The organism is Ancylomarina subtilis, from assembly GCF_004217115.1.
Taxonomy (GTDB): domain Bacteria; phylum Bacteroidota; class Bacteroidia; order Bacteroidales; family Marinifilaceae; genus Ancylomarina; species Ancylomarina subtilis.
Window position 1 is genome coordinate 1,870,216 of record NZ_SHKN01000001.1, and the last position, 22,414, is coordinate 1,892,629.

Annotated in this window: 3 protein-coding genes; all 3 read right to left on the reverse strand. The window is 37.0% G+C overall.

Going from position 1 to position 22,414, the window contains the following annotated elements; genetic code table 11:
- Positions 1 to 30 precede the first annotated feature (30 nt).
- Positions 31 to 9,972, reverse strand: a complete 9,942-nt coding sequence (locus tag EV201_RS07605; protein ID WP_130307000.1) for a T9SS type B sorting domain-containing protein — start codon at positions 9,970 to 9,972, stop codon at positions 31 to 33.
- Between the two features lie 570 nt (positions 9,973 to 10,542).
- Complete coding sequence (locus EV201_RS07610; RefSeq protein WP_130307001.1) at positions 10,543 to 20,559, reverse strand: T9SS type B sorting domain-containing protein; 10,017 nt, start codon at positions 20,557 to 20,559, stop codon at positions 10,543 to 10,545.
- Positions 20,560 to 20,836: 277 nt separating this feature from the next.
- Positions 20,837 to 22,225 carry an aminopeptidase P family protein gene (locus EV201_RS07615; protein WP_130307002.1) on the reverse strand — a complete coding sequence of 463 codons (1,389 nt, stop codon included), beginning with the start codon at positions 22,223 to 22,225 and terminating at the stop codon, positions 20,837 to 20,839.
- Positions 22,226 to 22,414: the final 189 nt, after the last annotated feature.

Below are 22,414 nucleotides of genomic sequence, written 5' to 3' on the forward strand. Positions count from 1 at the left end.
GGTATTTCTTATTTTTCAGAAATCAAAAACTTACCTAACCAAGGTCATATAGCCTTTTTCCGTGGCTTTACCATCGAGAATTAAAATCCATACATAAACGCCCGTTGGACATTTTTCCCCGCGGTAAGTTCCATCCCAACCACCACCATATCCAGCTTCAGTCGATCGATGCATTAGCTCACCCCAACGATTATATACATAGAATTCGAATTTCTTATCGATATTAATTTCCTTTAAATAGAAACGATCATTTTCATTGCCGGAACCTGGAGTAAAGGCATTAGGTGATTCAATTCCAACGGGTTTAACTTCAACCACAACAGTATCAGTTGCAACACATCCAATTTTATCAACCACTTTCAAGCTATAAGTATCAGACTCACTCACCTCCAGTTGTGGCAATACACTACCATCACTCCACTCGTATACATACGGGCCAAAATCAGAATTGAGATCAGGGTCTAGCGTAACGGTCTGGCCTTCGAATATTATAATTCCAGGCTGAATTGTATTGTCCAATTCAAATTCAGGTAATGGATTCAATTTTATCTTTTGCACCTCTGTACAACCAAATTCATTACTAACACTTAACTCGTATTCGCCTGGCGTATCAATTGTTCGCTCCCAAGCTGTATACCCATCACTCCATACAGCATTCTCTAGATCTCGAGTGTTAATTTCAATAGATTCACCCTCACATAAAAATTGAGACTCACCTATTTCCGGATTCGCTCTCACATCAACTTTAACAGAAGCTTCTGCAACACAACCATACATGTCGCTAACATTGATCGTGAAATTATGAAGCCCAACCGATAAGTCTTCCAATTGAGGATCCCGAACAGTTGATTTACTCAATTGTTCTTTATCTGAAGTCCAATTAATTTCAGAAACTGCACCAACAATATCCGTTGTTAGAACCAATGGTTTACATTGTCCAATAATGGTATCATTTATCGTTGTAATTACCGGTAGCGGTGCCACATTTACATTAACAATATCATTCCCCACACAGCCATGTTTATCAACAACAAAAGCAACATATCTTTCAGATTCTCCTGAAGTAAATACGGGTGTTTTTGATGTTGGATCATCCAAATAACGACTTGGTGACCATTTGATATTATCAAGTTCAGTTTCAGCCCAAAGTTGTTTGCTCTTGCAGGCACCAACAGTGACATCTTCTATCAGTTTAACAACTGGCAATGAATCGATCATCATCACTTTTTCTTCTGTTGTATTTGAACACCCATTCTCATCAGTATACGAATATCGAATAGGGTACTCTCCTTTACCGGTACCCGGACTAAAAGAGCGTTCACGCACACCATTGACCCAATAAATACCTCCCTCAGGCAAACCTCCTGTCAATTGAAATTCAGGTTCGCACAAACCATGAGAATCAAGATTTGACAAACTCACATCAGGCAGAGGATGTAGTTTCACCAATGAATCAATCTGAGAATAACATCCGGTTTCTTCATCAACAATTCTGATACTGATATTCCCATTCTCCAATGTTCCCCAGGTAATCTTCGTTTTTTCACCCTCATTAGGAGTCGTAAACTCACCTCCTTCAACTTGCCACAAATAATTAATTTCCGGCTGAACTGAAGTGGTATAAGTGACACGGTCCTCCAATACACAAAGCTCCATTCGACCATAGATTTGTGAGTTTGGTAAGGCATTAACATCCAATCGTTTTGAATCAGAATAGCGCTTTGAGGTACATTCATCTGACAATTCACAGGTATAATAACCACGATTTGCTAACGAACTTTTATCAATTTGATAAGTTGGGTTTGTTGCGCCATCAATAGCGTCTCCGTTAAATAGCCACTGATACTGAACATTGCGTCCTTCTGCCTCAACAGCGAACTCTGCAGATTCTCCATCACAAACCTCAAGGTTACCACTCTCATTTAAAACCTTTAAACCCGGGATAACTGACAAAACCATATCGGGACTAATGAGCTCCTGACCACATGATGAATTTACAGCACAAATATAGGTTCCCGCTTTGCTTTGAGTTATATTTTGAATTGTTAATAACGAACTTGTCTCACCAAAAAGATCAAGTCCATCTTTTTTCCATTGATATCTTATATTGTCTCCGCCATAATTCACTCTGAAATTGACCACGTCGGTATTCTCACAAACTTCAACACTTTCGCTATGGCTGATATAATATGGTAGTTTGTAAACTTTAAGTTGAGCTTCACTATCAACATACCCACATTTACCAGATACGTCTAGTCGATACTCTCCTGCTTGTCCCAATTGTAAATTTTCAATATTCAAAATTGCCTCTGTCGAAATCGTCTCTCCTTTATATTGCCAGTTGTAGGTCAAATTTGAACCATTAACATCAGCACTCCAGAGAAGCGTTTCATTCTCACACAGGTTCTTATCTTTCAGATTTGAATTCAACACGGTTAATTTATTTACAATAATATCTACCTTTTCAGAAAATTTATCCCCTTCACCATTGATCTCACAACGATATTGACCAGCATCACTATAATCAAGTTCAGAAATAAAAAGACTTAATTTATGCTGATCCAAACTGATATCATCTTTAAACCAATTGATATCATAAACTTCACCCGTCACTTCAATATTTAATGATAAAGGGTCTCCAAAACATTTTTCAATTTGAACGAATTTGTTCAAACCATTAACAACTTTTATTGGATCTTTTATTGTCAGAAATCCGGAAGTATATCTATTACCACAAGTTCCGCCAATATAACAAGCATATTCACCACCATCAGCAAGTGTCAAATTATTCAGCACGAGTCTTGAACTTGTCTCTGTTAATAGCTTATCAACACCATCCTTATTTATATGATGCCATTCGTAAGTCAGATTACTTCCTTTGACATCCAAATCAAATTCATAATCACTATCAACATAAACCACTTCACTCTTAATTGAAGACTGAAGAATTGTATTCGGATTTACAATCAGTTCCGCGTTCTTAATTTGTTCTATTCCACAAGAATTTAAACTACTAACGCGACATTCAATATCGTAAATACGTAAGGTATTTGCATCTAATGCCTTTACATTTTCAAGGATTAATTCCGGTTTACCGGAATATTTTAGATCTTCAACACCATCAACAAACCATTTATAATCCAAATTCTCTCCTGTCGTTTGGGCTCTAAACACAACATCTTCCCCCTCACAAACATTCTGATTAGGAATAGCAGCCAGAGTTGGTAATAAAACAACCTCCTGGAAACCAAGACTAAAGTCTTTACCACAAGCATTGCTCACTTCAACTTTATAATTTCCTTCTTTACTAACATCAGCTTTACCCAGATTCAGAATATTGGTATGATTGGAACTTACACTTCCATCATTTAAAATCCAATTCATTGACAAAACATCACCAGCAACAGCAACAGTAACAGGACCAAGATCCAAGTCCTCGCCATCACATACTGCACTCAAATTATCAATCCCATTCGTAATTTCAGGAGCTTTATTCACAACAAGTTCTGTAACAAATTCAATATCGCCATCAGAACAAGAACTGTTCACAACACATTTGTAGATACCAGCATCCGCAACAGTTAAAGCATCGATTTTTAATTTTGACACATTGCCAACAACTCTTCCATTAGGTGTAGTCCAGGTATAAACAGGATTATCACCACTCACCTGAGCATCTATTATAAATTCATCACCAACACAATGCTCATATTTAACTTCCCAAGTTGTAACGACTTTAATTTTATCCAATAAATTAATGAGCTTGGTTTTAGCTTGGGTCATACAACCATCGCTAACCTCGACTTTATATAAACCATCCTCAGACTTGTCGAGGCCAGCAACAGTATAGGTATTTGACCTACTTAACACAGTAGGATCTTCATCCTTAAACCACTGGTAATTAATACCCAATGCATCATCCTTACTAACTGTAACCACTAAATTTTCTGCAATATTCTCACAAACTGAATTTGATCCTTCGATATCGTTTAGAACCAGTTCGTCGTAATGTGATATTTTAAAATTTTCTTTATGAGATGGACAAACTCCGTTTGTTACTTCTACTGAATAATCACCATCAATCGCGTCACCACCATCCAAATTCAGATCTGAAGTTTTCCAGGTACGTGCCCCTTCTTTCCACTCATATGAATATGTATATGTTCCAGCTAAATTTTCCAATTCAAAATGAACACCAGCATCCTTACAAATTTCCACATCCTGAATCGCATTAAAGCTCACAGCTTGATATACTTTAACCTTAACTTCATTAGAAACATCATCGGTTACCCCTTCAGCAACAGCTCTAAATGAATAAGAATTGTAATCTATTTTTGCATTTTGAATAGTCAGAATACTTTGATTGGCACTTTCACTAACACTATAATCTGCCAATCCACTAACTGGCTGGAATCCACTTCCATCATTATACTCCCAATAACAGGTTTTGCCAGCTGCCAACGACTTGTGCTCTATTACAAACTGGAATGTGCCCCCCTCACACACCTTTGTACTTTCGGGTTGAGTTGTAATTTTCACATTCGGATCAATCAATAACACTGCTTCAGCACTTGTAGCACCTACACAAGCATTACTCACTACACAATAATACTTATAGGAATTCAAATCTATTGTAGCCGGGTCAATAGTCAAAACAGATGTAGTTGCACCTACAATTATTCCTGTAGGATTACAATACCACTGATAAGTCAAAGGATCATTCCCTTCGGCTTCAACGGTAAAAATAGCAACACCATTCTCTGCGATTCTGACATCAACTGGGTCAGTGGTAATTGTCACATTCTTCTTAACTTCCAGCTGAGCTTTTAATGATACTGCCGGATCACAGTAATCGCCACTCACCTCACAATAATAGATCTGACTATTGTATAACTCTGGATTTGCAATAACAAGATTTGCTGAAGTCTCCCCAGACAAGGCATTATTATCTTTATCATACCATTGATAATGTAATGTTCCTTCTCCACTTGCTGCTACCACATAACTGGCTGATCCTGCACCTTCACAAATTGAAACATCAACCGGATCTAAAGTTATTTTTGCATGTTCACGCACATCAACATTAAACTCAACCACCTCGTTTCCACAACCATTAGGCGATATCAATTCACATCGATAAGTCCCCTCATCAGTTAAATCAGCAGATCCAAGATCCAGTGTTGTTGTATTCGACAAACTCACTGAAGGCGCATCTGTTTTATACCAATTATAAATCAAACCTGTTCCGGAACCGTTAACTATCAGACTTAAAGGTTCTCCCACACATGGTGTTGGATTAAGATTAGAATGAGAATCAACAGTAATTGGCTTGTAAATATTTACCTGAGCTGTCGCTCTTAAATCACCACAATAAAGAGTACTAACCTTAGCAATATAATTTCCTGATTCTGTTAGATATTTGGCATTACTTATTGTATAAGAAAGACCATCTTTCAATTTCAAGCTTTCATCAGCATTCCACCAGGCAGCACCAGAATAATCACTTCCTGTAATGCTCATACTTAGATCGATATCTCCTTCACAAGAATTGATATCAGCAATAGGATTCAGCACAGGTTTATCATGTACAATAACCTCAAAATCACCCTCTTTTGTATCACAATAACCAACGACTTTATATTTATAAATAAAACTTCCCGCAGTATTATGCACCGCTGTTTGTATACTTGTTTTATTATTTGCTTCAGGCATAATGTTTCCAGAAGCATCGTACCATTCTATTTGTTTAATATCACCAGAAACTGATATTTTTAACTCAACCTGTTCCCCTTCACAAATATGAGAAACTGAAGGACTTTCTTCAACAAGTGTTGTTGTCTGATTTACAATCAACTGACGTTGGTAAGTAACCACATCACCACACGCAAGGGTAACCTGACAATAGTAAACACCCTCATTCTCAGGCTTAACTTCTGTTATCTCAAAATAACTATCAGTTCCAATTTCTGGCGAACTTAAACTATTAAAGTGCCATGAGAATGTCGGATTTCCATCATAAGTGATTTCCAAACGATAATTAAGCGTTCCTGCACAGGCTTCAAGAGCCGAACCTGTTAATGAAGTATTCACCTTATCTGCAGACAAAGATGCGCTAACCGACTGTGAATAACCACATTTATTCGTAACCTCACACGTATAAACACCCAAATCGCTTACCTGAACAGCTGTTATATCTAAAGTTGATTTGTCATTTACAATCACACTTCCATCGGGAGCAGTCCATTGATAGGTTAAATCTGATCCGGCTGGAATATTAAAAATCTGAACTTTAAATTGGGCATCCTCATCAATACAAGTTGAAATATCAGACATTTGAGGTGTTGAAAATTCATCCAATAAATAGATATCAAATTCTTGCTCGACACGAGTTCCACATTCAGCTTCCGCTGTAATTTTCCAACGTCCTTGTTTTAATTCAGTAACTGTTAAACTAAAAGGACTGATTATTGGATTGATGATCTCGCCAGTTGTAAGATTTTCTGCGAAATAGTATTTCGCTTCCCCATTATCTTTCATTGTAAATGTAACCACATCATTTAAACAATATGGCCCCGTTTTATCAATTGCTATTTCATCAACAAGCAATTTTGGATTCACGGTTAAAGTTCCTGTAGAAGATTGACTGTTACAACGATTTGATACGGTCACTTTATAATTGCCCGCCATTGCACTTGTTACCGAACTAATCACAAAATCAGAATTTGTTTTATTAGCGTTGCTCACAAACGGAACTTCCCAAAGGTAAGTGTAGTAATCGCCTGAATTAATCGGTTCTGCTTTATAGGTATACGAATCTCCTTCACAAAGAGTCACATTAGCCAAATCCTTCAATTCAACTTCAGGATAAATAGCATCAGGAACAATAGACTTAACTATTTGATTACCTACACAAGTATGCTCATCAGCTAAGCCCACATTATAAACAGCACTCACAGCTACCTTATAATAAGAATCATTCAGATTTGGTGTCAACGAATAGTTTGGATCACTGGTAGTTGCTAATAGATTGTCTCCTTGATACCATTTGTATGACAGACTGGCTCCTGCTGGAACATTAGTCACAACAGCAGTTAATTCAGCTGGAATATTTTCACATAAACCTGTAGGTAATTGCAAATCATTCAACACCGGACGACCATATACAAACAAATCCCGACTATCAGATGGTGAGCTACAAGCATTCCCCACTTCACATTTCACAGTATATTCTCCTGCAGGATAATCAAAAAGGAATTCTCTTCCAACATATTTTTGTTCGTCATTTACAAACCATTTAATATCAGAATATGTTCCTGTAACAACTGCTTCCAATGTCGTCTGTTCACCTTCACATAATCTTGTATTATCAACATTTATCGCAACAGTTGCTGGTTTGTCTACAACTAATTCAACCTCAACTGAGGCGGTGCCCAGACTTTCACCACACTGCTGAAAATTTTCCTTGAAACTAATACTGCATCGATATATTCCTGCATCATTTTCTTTTATTTCAGTAAAATGAATTTTATGGGTATCCAAACCTGTGATTGTAGGATCAGTAATTGGCACAAAAAGATCTCCTTCCTTTTTCTCCCACTTATAATCGTACCAACTGACATCCCCATTCGAAATATCCAATTCTCCTTCAAGTCCAAAACAAAAATGCTGAGGCTCATTAAAATTCTTATAGCTATAATTGGGTACAACCAAAGCGTTAAATTCTGCCTGATCTTCTACGGCCACTACAAATGATATACTGTCTAAGGCAAAAATCCCATCTTGCCCTGCCGGATTAGAATTAACCACAGAAATACGAGCACTTTCAGAATTACCTGAAGACCAGAATGCTTTTACTGATTGCCAAGCATTTACATCATCTAAGGGAAAATTATCATATATCTTTTCATCATTCACATAAATATCAAGAAGCTGAGAATGTCCTTCCTGGGCCATTCTTCCATGTAATTTTAAAATAAAGCCCTGATCTTTAATATTTTCATTAATTGTTTTACTCCAAATAACATCCTCGATTCCAAAATTATTTGAGTGAGTCAACAACATCAGACCTCCCCCATCTTTATCATTAAAACTTTGAAAAGAAGTATTGATATCTTTAGGATTATAACACAGAACTGATTTTCCAAGATCTGCTAAATTCCCAACTGAGAAAAAATCATAATCCGAATCAAAATTCCCTCGTCCAATTGAAAAGTTCCCATTATAAATAATATCTAAATTTGGATCTCTGAAATAAGCTTTTATAATGTACTTTGTCTCTACATCAGGAGCATCAACAAGTAAGTTTGAGTTTTCAAATATTAAGTTTTCAGGCTTGACTTCATTCTTATACCATTCATAAAAATCCGCATCAGGTGTACTGTTGATTGATAATTCAATTTTATCATTATAACTTTCACAGATGTACCCCAAGTCATGCTCCAAACCAATTCCTGTTTCAGGTTTAATTGGCGAAATCGCTTTAGTAAAACCAGAGAAATAACCTGCAGCACCTACCGCATCATCTTCAACCGATAAAGCCACATAAATCGCTTTACTCGACATCACCGATACATTCTCATCTGATGTGTAATATTTATATACAACCCACTCGTCGTTACCTGAAACGGGTATAGCAGAAGCCTGACTTAAAGGAGTTGTTGATTTGTTAACAAAAACATTGGCCCCTTTTTGAGAATAAATCGCGACAATACCTGTACCTACCTGATTTACAAATGGAATATCAACCTGCCGAAAACCCAACGAACTAATCGCCGGAATAAAATTCATTCCCACTGTAGCGTAAGCATAATCGGTATAATAGTTCTTCCTATCAGAAGCCGAAGTCGTTTGATACAGATAAACATTTTTATCACACTTAATTAACATGGTTCCGTCTGCAGTGTAATAATTAGCTCCAATAGCATAAGAATCTCCGGCATTTAGAGGCGTAGGATTAATTTTTGTTGTCCCTCCATTGACATAGATATTGGTATTATCCTGAGTTGCAACAACAATAGGGCGTTCTGTATCATCATTCCCTTTACCTTTTAAAAGAATATATTCACTTCCGACTAGCTCTTCGGGAACAATCTGATCAACACCAATATCCTGAGAAGACTTAGCAGATGCACCACCGGTCCATGATCCGGTATTAACCGCAATCGGTTTATCTGAAGTAATATGTGTCCCATTAAATTGATTCACATCATCAGTAGTTAAATACTTATGATCGGCCCCAAGTACATATGACTGTCCGGCGTTAAGCGTAACTGTTATATCTCCTGTTACCGGCAGAGCAGTCTTAGTATCCGACGTCAGGTTACCAACTTTAATGTCCGAAAATGTCACCTGTGTATTATCTTCAGTGGCCATAACAGAAATAAAATGGCTTCGATGACCAACTATATCTTCATTATAGGCTACCCAACTTCCATAATAATCATAGCCACCTCCCCAGCCTTGTTTATTTTCGGGTCTGATACTATAAAGGTGTCCCGAACGGAATGATGTTCCCAAACCAGCCCGACCTTTGGCCGTTAAAAACAAGCCATGAATCTCCGATTTGTGCCTGATATTAACATAGAAAGCTTCCGTGGAAGTAAAGATTAATCCCTGATCACTTATAACTTTATTTAGACTCGAGTAATTCACAACACCTAATGGCGGATTAGTGAGAGTACCACTACCCAATGATATTGACTTTGGTGTATCCATTGAAACCCCATCTACAACTTGAAAAATAGTACCATCCCCTTTCTTAATAGTAACTGTAATAGGTGTTTCGGATGGCGTCGTTAATACAACCCAATGATCCTCTATATCGTATTCGCTATCTGTTCCTGCATATAAGGGGGGAACGTAATGTATCAGGTCTAACTGAGCCTTACTCGTAAGTGGCAAAGCATACAAAAGGAATAGAATAGCTATTTTAATACAAGCCTCTATTTTTACTGAACGGAATGAGTAATTCATCACTAGAATTTTGATTAGCTGATAAAAATAAAAACCATAAACATAATAAACTTATGAATACCGTTAATTTTTCTTAACAAATGTAAAAATATAACTTAACGGCGACATTTCAATGATTAAAAGCTTATTTTCTTACACAAGAATGTAGAAACAAATTTACACAACAAACTAATCATCTTCTAAATAATTATCATATTCAATCCTCAACAAAAACTTTTTATTAACAAAATGCCACAAAAGAAATCTTCTGACATTCTATAAATCAAAACATTAAGAAAACAACCTCATCGTATTAAAAACAATTATGAATTATAATACTATACTACCTGAGGTTGTTTATTCAAAAATCAATGACCAAAGGATATAAAATAATGATTAAAGACTGTTTTACTATGCTAAACAATATATCCATCAAAGACCAATTCATGCTATTTATTCCTAAAACCCAACTCAATTTTCAACAAACACATCATTACAGTCACCTTAAACAACTACTAATCATCAACTACAAAAAAAAAGGAGTTGACCATTAAGGTCAACTCCTCTATTCAATCATTATATCTACGACTCTTAACGCACTAAGATCACATTACCTTTCTCTTTCACTTTTCCATCCAACATCAACACCCATACATAAGCTCCAACAGGGCAATCCTCACCTTTGTAAGTACCATCCCACCCATTGGCGTAACCAGCCTCATTCGTTTTGTACAAGAGCTCTCCCCAACGGTTATATATGTACATTTCAAACCTATCTGTAACATTGATATCTTTCAAATAAAAACGATCATTTTCATTCTTCGATAATGGCGTAAAGGCATTAGGCGATTCAATTCCAATTGGCTTAACATCAACCACAACTGTATCCGTTGCAACACAACCAATATTATCCTCAACTTTAAGCTTATAAGTTCCGGACTCGACTACCACTAATTCAGGCAACACACTACTATCACTCCAAGTATATGTGTATGGGCCGTAATCAGGATCCAGATCTGGAGCAAGAGTATATGTTTCTCCCTCAAAAATGACTATCCCTGGATACACATCATTATTATCCAACTCAAATTTTGGTGAAGGATTCATCACAATTTTTTGCTTAAGTTCACAATCATTTTCCTCAACACTTAATTCATATTCTCCTGGTTTATCAATGATTCTTTCCCAAGCAGTATAGCCATCCTTCCAGATAGGATTCGAAAGATCCTTGATATCAACAACAAGCGTTTCGCCTTCACATAAGAATTGATTTTCTCCTATTTCAGGATTTGGCAATACTTCTACTTTAATTGAAGCTGAACCAAGACATCCATATTTATCGGTCACACTAATTTGATAATCATTCACCCCAACATGAGGTTTTATCAACTTAGGGTTAGAACTCTTAGAGTTATCCAAATCACCAGCATTAGACCAGGTGATTTCATCAATGTCACCGGAAATATGTGTGGTCAACTCAATCTCCTTACATTCTCCGATGATTGTATCATTTATAGTTGTGATAAGAGGTAATGGTGCAACTGTCACATTTACAATATCATTCCCGACGCACCCATGTTTATCAACAACTGTAGCGACATAAAGGGTCGTTTCACCAGATGTGAAGGTTGGTGTTAAAGAATTGGGATCATCCAAATAACGACTTGGGGACCATTTTATATTATTTTCCTCTGTCACTGCACTCAGTTCCTTACTACCACAAGATCCAACAACAACATCTTCGATAAGCTTCACAACTGGTAAGGAATCAATTGTCATGAGTGTTTCATCCGTTGTGTTTGAGCAACCCAGATCATCTGTATATGAATAACGAACCTGATACTCACCATTTCCCTGTGAAGGATCAAATGTATTTTGAGCAACGCCATTCACCCAATAAATTCCCCCAACTGGCAAACCACCACCTAATTCAAATTCAGAGTCACAAATACCTCTGGATTCCTGAGATGCTAACGTGACAACTGGCAAAGGATGAAGAGTGACCAAAGAGTCCACCTCAGAATAACAACCTGTTGCTTCATTCAAAATCTTCAACTTCACTTTACCGTCTTCTATTACATCCCCCCAGGTGATCTTTGTTTTAAAACCTTCAGAAGGACTGGTAAATTCACCTCCTTCAACCAACCAACCATAATTGATATCAGGCTGAATGGCAGTATTATATGCAACTCTATCTTCTAATACACAAAGGGTCATACGTCCAAATATCTGAGAATTTGGCAATTCATTAACTGTCAACTTCTTAGAATTAGAATACCGCCTAGCTGTACATTTATCAGAAACTTCACAACTATAATACCCCTCTTCATTAAGACTGGCAGAACCAATAGCAAGTTGAGGTGCATTTTCGCCTGGTATAGCAATACCATTCTTTTGCCACTGATAAACCTCATCGGTCCCTTCTACCTCAACAATAAACTGAGCTTCTTCTCCATCACAAATTTCCATACCAGGACTTTCACTCAAGATCTTAAGTTGAGGAATGACAACAAGATTTTGCACAGGGGCTTCCGGAGCAAAACCACAGCCAGAACTCACAACACATTTATAAACTCCAGCATCACTGGTTCTTAGATTCTGTATCTTAAGTTCTGAACTATTTGCACCTTCTATATCAACATTATCTTTTTGCCATTGATAGAGTAAGTTATCACCACCATAATTCACCGAGAATATTGCTTCTGCATCATTCTCACACTTCTCAAGATCATCGCTCTTACTTATAAAATATGGCAATTTCTTTAATGTAAGATTAGCCTCCGTAGAAACAACGCCACACTTACCCGTTATATCAACAGAGTAGATCCCTGCTGAATCCATTGGTGTATTTAAAATATTTAATGTAGGATCTGTGGATACCGTTTTTCCATTATGTTTCCAATCATAAGTTAAAAACGAACCCGAAACAGCAAGAGTCCACAGTAAATCATCATTCTCACATAAAACCTCATCCTTTAAGTCAGAATTCAATACGGTTGTTTGATATACAACAACATTCACTGTATCTTTAATATTAGCTCCTTCACCAACAATTTCACAACGATAAAATCCGGCATCAGAAACATCAAGGGCTGGTATTGAAAAATTCAACTCATGATGATTAAGATCATCTGCCCCTTTAAACCAATTAATTGAAAACACTTCACCTTCAACACTAATATTCAAGTTTAATGGTTCTCCAAAACACTTTTCAATAGCATCTCCACCCAAGTCTTCAACAATCCTCATAGGATCTTTAACTGTTAGATATCCTGAAGTAAATCGAACACCACATTCTCCAGTAATTTTACAGGAATATTCACCTGCATCTGTCAGACTTAAATAATCAATTGTTAAAGTCTTTGTCGTTTCCTCCAATGTTTCATCTGTACCATCAGTATGTATATGGTGCCATTCAAACGTTAGATCACTACCTGTAACATCCAAATCAAACACATGAGGAATTCCTACATATACAACCTCTCCTTTAATAGAAGTGTTAAGTATCGTATTAGGATTCACAAGAACATAGGCTGTTTCATCTAAATCTGTATTACAAGAATTCACTTGACATTCTACCTTATAATTTTTGGGTGTATTAACATCAAAAGGTTGAATGTTTGGAATTTCAATTTCAGACTGGTCATCATATTCAGGTCGAGCTACATCATCAATAAACCAACGATAAGTTAGATTCTCGCCCGTTGTAACAGCTCTAAATATAACATTCTCACCCTGACAAGCCGTCTGATTATCAATAGGTGCAAGGGTAGGTATTGGATGAACATCCTGAAATCCCAAACTAAAGTCGGTTCCACAAGCATTTGTAACTTCCACTCTATAATTACCTTCGTCTGCAAAATCAGCGTTAGCTAGATTTAAACTTTCTGAAGTTTCACCAGCAATAACTCCATCATTAAACTTCCAAAGAATACTTTCACCTGTGGTTGCATCGTATATAATTGGTCCTAAAATCAATGGTTCGTTCACACAAACACCTGTTAAAGCTTCAAGTCCTGCGGTAATATTTGGCACATCGTTGATAACAATATCAACTGTATAAGTTACATCTGTACCACAAGTTCCACTTACAACACAGGTATATGTACCTGCATTTTCCAAAACAACTCCGTCAATCTTAAGAGTCGCAACATTTCCAGGATTCGTACTTCCTGCAGGAATGGTCCATGTATATGTCGGATTATCCCCCGTCACCTTAGCTTCAAGTAACAAGGCGTCACCCACACAAAGAGGTCCATAATCCCAAGTTTCAGTCTTAACTATTTCATCAAATACATTTACAAAGCGTGTTGAACTCTTAGTTCCACACCCATCAGTCACTTCAACTTTATACAAACCCGTCTCAGAGTTATCAAGCCCCTTGATGTTATATTTTGCTTCATCAGTCGTTCCTGTTAAAGCTCCTCCGTCTTTAGTCCAGGCATAAGTCACAGAAGAATTAAATACTGGATCCAAAGCAATATCAACCTCAATATCTTCAGCCACATTATGACAGACAGGGTCGATATCTGTGATACCATTAATAACTAAATCATCGAAATGAGAAATATTAAAGTTCTTAATTTCAACAGGACAAACCCCAGCTTTTACTCCAATCGAATAAGTCCCATTTGTAGCTTCAGTTGCAATTAAGTTTAAACTTGAGTTAATACCAAGATCATCTCCAATATTATCTGCTCCTCTAATCCATTGATAAGTGTAAGGTGTAGAACCTGATAAACCATTCACACTAAAACTAGCACCCGAACCAATACAGATCTCTTTATCTGCAATAGGATCAAAACTTGCGGGAACATCAACCTGAACACTAACCTCACTTGAATAATTATCCGGAGCTGTAACTAATGCTCTAAATCTCCAACCATCCATAACAGCAGTAGCATTAGAAACAGTCAACGTACTCTTATCAGTCGTTCCATCAACACTCGACTTGACAGCTGTTCCTACTGTTGCAGCTGAATAGCTAACTCCATTATTTATACTGTATTCCCAAACACAATCGGTTGCTGAATTTTTATAAACAACTACAAATTTATAATCGGCCCCTTCACAAATAACTATAGGTACAGGTTGCTCTGTAATTTTAATGGCAGGATCAACTGTTAATATCGCTTCAGCACTTGCAACATCAGTTGAACAGGCATTACTCACTAAACATTTGTATTTGTGACCATCAAGACCTATAGTCGCAGGATCAATTGTCAAAGTTGCTGATATTTCTCCTCCCATCGGAAGATTATCTTCATACCATTGATAAGTAAAAGGTCCTGTCCCTTCAGCTTCTACGGTAAATGTAGCGACACCATCTTCGGCAATTGTTATGCTCACTGGATCTTTCTTAATCACCACATTTTTATTAACAGTCAAACTTGCCTTTTCAGAATCTATCGGATCACAATAATCCCCACTTACTTTACAATGATAAGATTGATTTTCGTTCCCCAATAGATTTGAAACAGTAAGATCTGTAGTTGTCGTACCAACAAAATCACCTCCATCGCTAATTAAGACATCGTCTTCATACCACTGATAGGATGGTGCATCTTCTGCTGTTCCCATAACTTTAAATGTTACTGAACCATCTCCCTCACATGGTGTTTCATCTGTCGGCTGTAATGTAATTTTAGCATGTTCGCGCACATCGACTGTAAAATCCACATTTACATTTCCACAACCATTTCCAGATATCAGTTCACAACGATAATCTCCTTCGTCAATTAATTCAGCAGCTCCTAAATCAAGGACCGTACCGGAGGATAATGTAACTGCTGGATCAGCTATATTAAACCAATTATAGGACAAGTCATCTCCGGTTCCCTTCACAATTAGACTTAACGGCTCACCAACACAAGGTTTAGGTGTAAGATCAGAGTTTGAAACAACTGCAATTGGTTTATAAATATAAACTTGAGCAGTCGTCTTTACATCACTACAAAACGCTGTGTTTGTAACTGCAGTATAAGTTAAAAGGTTACCCGAATATGTCATTCCAGATAAAGTATGATTTAATCCATCAGCTACCTTAGCTGATTCATCTGAATTCCACCAGGAAGATGTCGCAGGATCAATACTTGTAACAACCATATTTAAATCCACATCACCAACACAAGCATTAATCTGAGCAATTGGAGCAATGCTTGGCTTAGCATGAACCGTAACAACAAAACTACCTTCAGGATTTTCACAATCTCCTGTCAACTTATACGTGTAAGTATAAGAACCCGAAGCACCAATAATTCCAGTTGAAATTCTTGTTTCTCCCTCATAGGCTGTTAGCTCAGTATTGCCATTATCAAACCACTTAATAGAAGTTGGAGTGCCGGTCACATCAATTATTAACTCCGTTTGATCCCCCTCACATATGTCCAAAATTGCTGAAGGATCTTTAACAACAGAAATATGATCGTTCACGACTAATTGTCGTTGATATTTCAATACAGTCCCACAAGCAAGAGTTATATCACAATAGTAAATTCCCTCATTTGCTTTTTCAACAGTTGGGATTGTATAATGATCTAAAGTTGAAAGAGGAGCTCCAGTAGTTGTATTAAATCGCCATTCGAATGTTGGTGTTCCAACATAAGCAATATCAAAACTGTAATCTGTTGTTCCCTGACAAACTTCAACAGCTGGCGCTGTTAGAGCACTTGTCACACATTCAACACTTAAAGTCGCCGTAACAATTTTCTTATAACCACACTTATTTTCTATTTCACAAGTATAAATCCCTAAATCTTCTAACTGAACATCAAGGATATTAACAACATTTTTAGGATTAGGGTCAGCAACAACAATTGGATCACCATTGGGGTCTGTCCAAGTATATGTAAGTTCGGAACCAGTCGGTTTTGTTGCAATTTGCACTTCGAACTTTACATCTTCGCCATAACATGTTGTGATATTATTTAACGATGGATCAGAAAAATTATCTAATAAATTAATTGTAAAAGGTTCCTGATAAACCGTTCCACAATTGCCCTCTGCTGTAATTTCCCACTGACCTCTATTGACACTATTAGCTGCAAAAACAAATGGGTTAGCCATGGGATTAATTATTTGCTCCTGGCCTACAGTTACATTTTCTGCTTTATAAAAGTTTGCGTATCCATTATCAACTACGGTTATCGTCACATTTTCTCCATCGCAGTATGGGCCGACCTTATCAATCGTAATATCTGTCACCTCCATTTTTGGAGTAACAGTCAATAAACTTGTCGAATTCGAACTACCACAACGGTTAGTTACCGTTACTTTATAATTACCTGCCATTGCAGGTTTTATATTGATTAAATTAAAATCCGCATTTGTTTTATCCCCTGTTACTCCAACTGGCACCTCCCAATTATATATATAATAATCTCCGGATGTTTCTAATTCTGTTTTGTATAAATAAGATAATCCTTCACACAAAGTTACAGGCTCCAAAGCTGTCAATACAACCTGGGGATAAACCGCGTCTGCTGCTAAATTACTCACCAATTCATTTCCAACACAGGTATGTTCATCTAAACCTCCAATATTATAACGTGCCGCGACAGCTACTTTATAATAAGCATCACTCATATCCGGTATAATTGAAAACACCGCTAAATTATTGGTCTCAATTAAATTATTGTCTCGATACCATGAGTATTCCATCGTAGCGTCTGCCGGAACTGAACAAACAGCAGTTAAGTTCACTGATTCTTGATCACACAGATTAGTTGGAACTTGCAAATCCGTTAAATTAGGTTTTCCAAAAATCTCAATCTCGATTTCTCTTGATAAAGGTTGACAAGCATTTTCAACATCACAACGAATTGTATAAACCCCAGCTGAATAAGCCTTGTCCAGATTAAAATCGAAGACTTTACCTTCTGCTTTTTCAACACCATTTACTGACCATGCTATCCGACTATACTTGCCCTCAACATTCACTTCCAAGGCCTCAAATTCACCTTCACATAAATTAGATCCTTCTGTAAGTGATAAGATTTGAGCAAGCTCATCAACAACAACCTCAACCTCTACCTGGGCTGGCTCTAAAGCCATTCCACATTGCTGATATTCTTCCTTAAAATTAATTGAGCATCGGTATACACCTGCATTATCGTTAGTTATATTATTAAAAACCAAATTGTAACTATCAGTACCAGACACATTTGTTTCAGCAATCGGAATATAATCATTTTCCCCGTTTTTTCTTTCCCACACATAGGTATACCAACTGGTATCCCCGTTAGAAATATCAATATTCCCGGATAACTGCCCCAAGCAAAAATGTTGGGGTTTATTATAGGGTGTAAAACTGTAATTAGGAATAACTAAAGCATTAAACTCTGCGGAATCCTGAACTGCTGGAACAAAAGTGATACTATCAATTGCAAAAACACCGATATTACCACTGGCATTCGCATCGATTAAAGAAATGGTTGCTTTTTGATTATCCTTAGATTTCCAAAGAGCGGATGTTGACTTCCATTTACTGGCATCATCTATTAAAAAGTTGGATTTAACCCGTTCATCATTAATATAGACATCCAAAGATTGAGGTGCGACCTCTGGATTGGCTTGTGCCATTCGACCATGAACTTTTATAATATAATTCGAATTCCTTTCAATTGGAATATCCAATTTCTGATAAACAGTATCACCCGGGACACCACCCGACATAGCTAGAAACATCAAGCCCCCACCTTCCATATCATCAAAATCGACAAAAGAAGAATTTTCACTTTGGGGACTAAACGTTAATGCAAATTGACCTGGATATCTTAAATTTCCACTCACCTCTTCATAGTCTGTCTCGAAATTACCTCGACCACTACTAAAATCACCATTATATAATATATCTAAAGTCGGATCTCTATAGTATGCTTTCAGGATATATTTTGTAGGAACATCAGGCGCTAACTCGTTTAATTTTTCATTTTCGAATATTAAACTATCCGGGGTGACCTCATTTCTATACCACTCATAAAAATCCGGATCTGGGATTGACACAAAATCAACTACAATATTATCGTTATAACTCTCACAAATGACCGACAAATCCGTCTCAAGGTCAACATGCAGATCCGGAATTATTTTAGGAATTGCTTTAGAGAATCCAGAATAATATCCAGCAGAACCAACAACTCCCGTCTGAACCGTCCAGCATACATTCAATGCACGAGAACTTTGAAAACGAATATTACCCACAACAGCATCCATTCTATAACTAACCCATTCTTCAGTACCTAGAATTGTAGAAGCTTCTGAGGGCAAAAATTCTCTTTCTGTCGTTACACCATCTATAATATTTTCATACTTAACGGTAGCCCCTTTTTGTGCTAATATTGTTATCACTGAATTCACACTTTCTATCGCCAACTGATCTGCAAAAGGAATATCAACCTGATGCATCCCGGTAGCAGAAAGGGGAGCTATAAAATTCATTCCTACAGTAGGACCAATTTTAGATGAACTCCCGGACAACGTTTGATACACATAGACATTCTTCCCCTTGGTATCTATATACATCTTATCATTATAGTAATTACCTGTTGTTACAAGAAAAGGCTCTCCCGCATTCAATGGAAATGAATTGATGGGTGTCGAACTTCCATTCAGATAAATATCAGTTCCATCCTCCGTCGGCACAACGATAGGAACTTCAGTAGAACTATTTCCCTCTCCTTTGAGGACAATATATTTATCTCTGATTTGTTCGTAAGGCACAATCTGATCAATACCCATATCCTGCCCGGCACTTGATCCTGATGTCCAGGAACCTGTATTGACTACAATATCTTTATCTGATAGAATATGTGTTCCGTTCAAGGCATTCATATTACCTGTTCCGAATCCTTTTATGTCATGATCAATACCTATAACATAACTTTGCCCCTTTTGCAATAATACCGTAATGGTATCAAGTGCGGAGATGGCAAGAGGCTCTAAACTTCCAGCTATTAACTGAGTCAAAACTTCTGTTTTAATATCCGTGAACTTGACTGTGGTATTATCTTCGGTCGCCATAACTGAGAAAAAGTGAGCCCGTCTAAAAGTTGCTCCGACATTCGCCGTGTAAACATGACCTGTCCTAAATTCTTTTCCCATTGCAAAACGCCCCTTGGTCGTCAAAGATCCACCCTGGTCTTGTGTTATATGCCTCATATTAACATATATAGGCGCATCATAGGATATAAACTTAAGCCCTGCATCATCCAAAACTGTATTCAGTTCATTGGCACCCACAACACCTATTGGGAACTCATAATCCGTTGGATACGAATAAATCTCTCCATAATTATCCGCACGAGAGGTTTCAAAAACATAACGATATGGCTCAAATCGAGAAACTTGTATTTGAGCTAATAAATTATTATCCCCCTTATAAATCCATACATCAATCAACTCTCTACTATCAGTCGTAATTACGACCACATTTCTACCAATATCTTTATTGGTATTAGATCCATTATAAAGTGGTGGCACATAGTGGATATAATCCAACTGAGCAAAAACTTTGGGAGCGAAGAGACTCAATACAAAAAATGTAAAAAGTTTAAATAGAAGCGTAGAAGGTAACAACGTTCGCTTGTCATTCACAGTATTAGTATCCATATCCAGGTAGAGATGAGGTTAAAAATTACTCTTATTTAAAATAAATGATCGAAATAATAGATCTCAAGAAGACATAATTTATGTTAATACAATGTATTCAAAAAAAAGAGTATTCGTCTAATTTCTTACATAAAAAGCATATTCATGGTGATCAACAATTAATTTTATCGGACTAACTGATATAAACAAAGATACACAATTTATAGATTATATGACCTATAAAAAAAAGAGACATCCAAAAATGGATGTCTCTTCTAATTTTATATAATAGGAAAACCTAAGAAAGCACGGTGCTTTCTACTTCTTCAACTGTTATAGGAATTCTTTTTCCAATTAGCTGACAACCGTCTTCTGTAACCAACAGGTCGTCTTCGAGACGAATTCCACCAAAATCACGATACTCATTAACCTTATCGTAATTGATATAATCCAAATATTGCTTTTCATTCTGAAACTTATCGATCAAAGCCGGAATAAAATAAATACCGGGTTCATTTGTAATTACAAAACCGGGCTTTAACTCCTTACCTAAACGCAAATATGCAGTTCCAAACTCACTGGCACGCTGAATCTTATCATCATAACCAACATAATCTTCACCAAGATCTTCCATATCGTGAACATCTAAGCCCATCATATGACCTAAACCATGTGGCATAAATAAAGTGTGTGCTCCGGCTGCAACAGCAGCATCAGCATCACCTTTCATTAGCCCAAGCTTTATAAGACCAGAAGCAATAACCTTACACACTTCAAGGTGGATAGAACGATAATCTACACCAGGTCGAACCAATTCAGTCCCTTTATTTATTGCTGCCAAAACAATTTCATAGATCTCCTTCTGCTTTTGAGTAAACTGACCTCCAACAGGAATGGTACGTGTATTATCCGAAGCATAATGCGTATCCGTTTCAGCACCACAATCAACAAGTAGCAAGTCGCCTTTCTTCAACAAATTGCCATGTTCATGATTATGAAGCGTCTCTCCTCGCTTAGAAACAATGGCAGGGAATGAAAGCATTCCACCAGCACGTAGACTTATAGCCTCAACCTCACCAGCAACTTCTCTCTCGTAAACCCCATCCTGAGCCATTTTCATAGCTGTAACATGCATTTGATAACCAGTTTCAGCAGCTCTCTCAAGCTCTACAATTTCACAAGGCTCCTTAATTTCACGCAAAGCAACAATCGCTTTAATAAACTCTTCAGAAACATTCGCTTTAATATCGGCTGGCTTCACACCAACCAACTCTTCCAATAAAATTTTATTTTCTGCGCGATAAACTGGCAAGAAATGAATTTTACGACCCGCTTTCATTGCATCAGCAACAAAAGTGTTCAAATCTGAAAAAGAAGCCGTATTCTCAACACCAACCTGAGCTGATTGATCTTTTACTGAAGGCTGTGGTCCCATCCAAATGATATCATCAATATCGACATCATTTCCAAAAATGTAGTCTTTATCATTATCAATATCACAAACACCAGCGAAACCTGGATGATCTAAACCGAAAAAATACAGAAAATTACTATCCTGACGGTAGTGATAAATATTATGAGGACAATTCATTGGTGCATCCGGGTTGCCAAGGAATAATGCAATTCCATCTTTCATGGATTGACGCAATTTTTCACGTCTGTTAATATAAATTTCTTTTGAAAACATGATATGTTGTTTAAAGGTATAATTAGTTAAATCGATATGAGACTCCAATATTTTTCTTGCAAAAAAAGTACTCATTCCTGTCAAAACAGACGAAAGATAAAAATTTACTTGGAATATTCCTTATTAAAAAAGCTTAATCAAGACCTACAAAAAAAAGACTTCCTCAACGAGAAAGTCTTTTTATATATC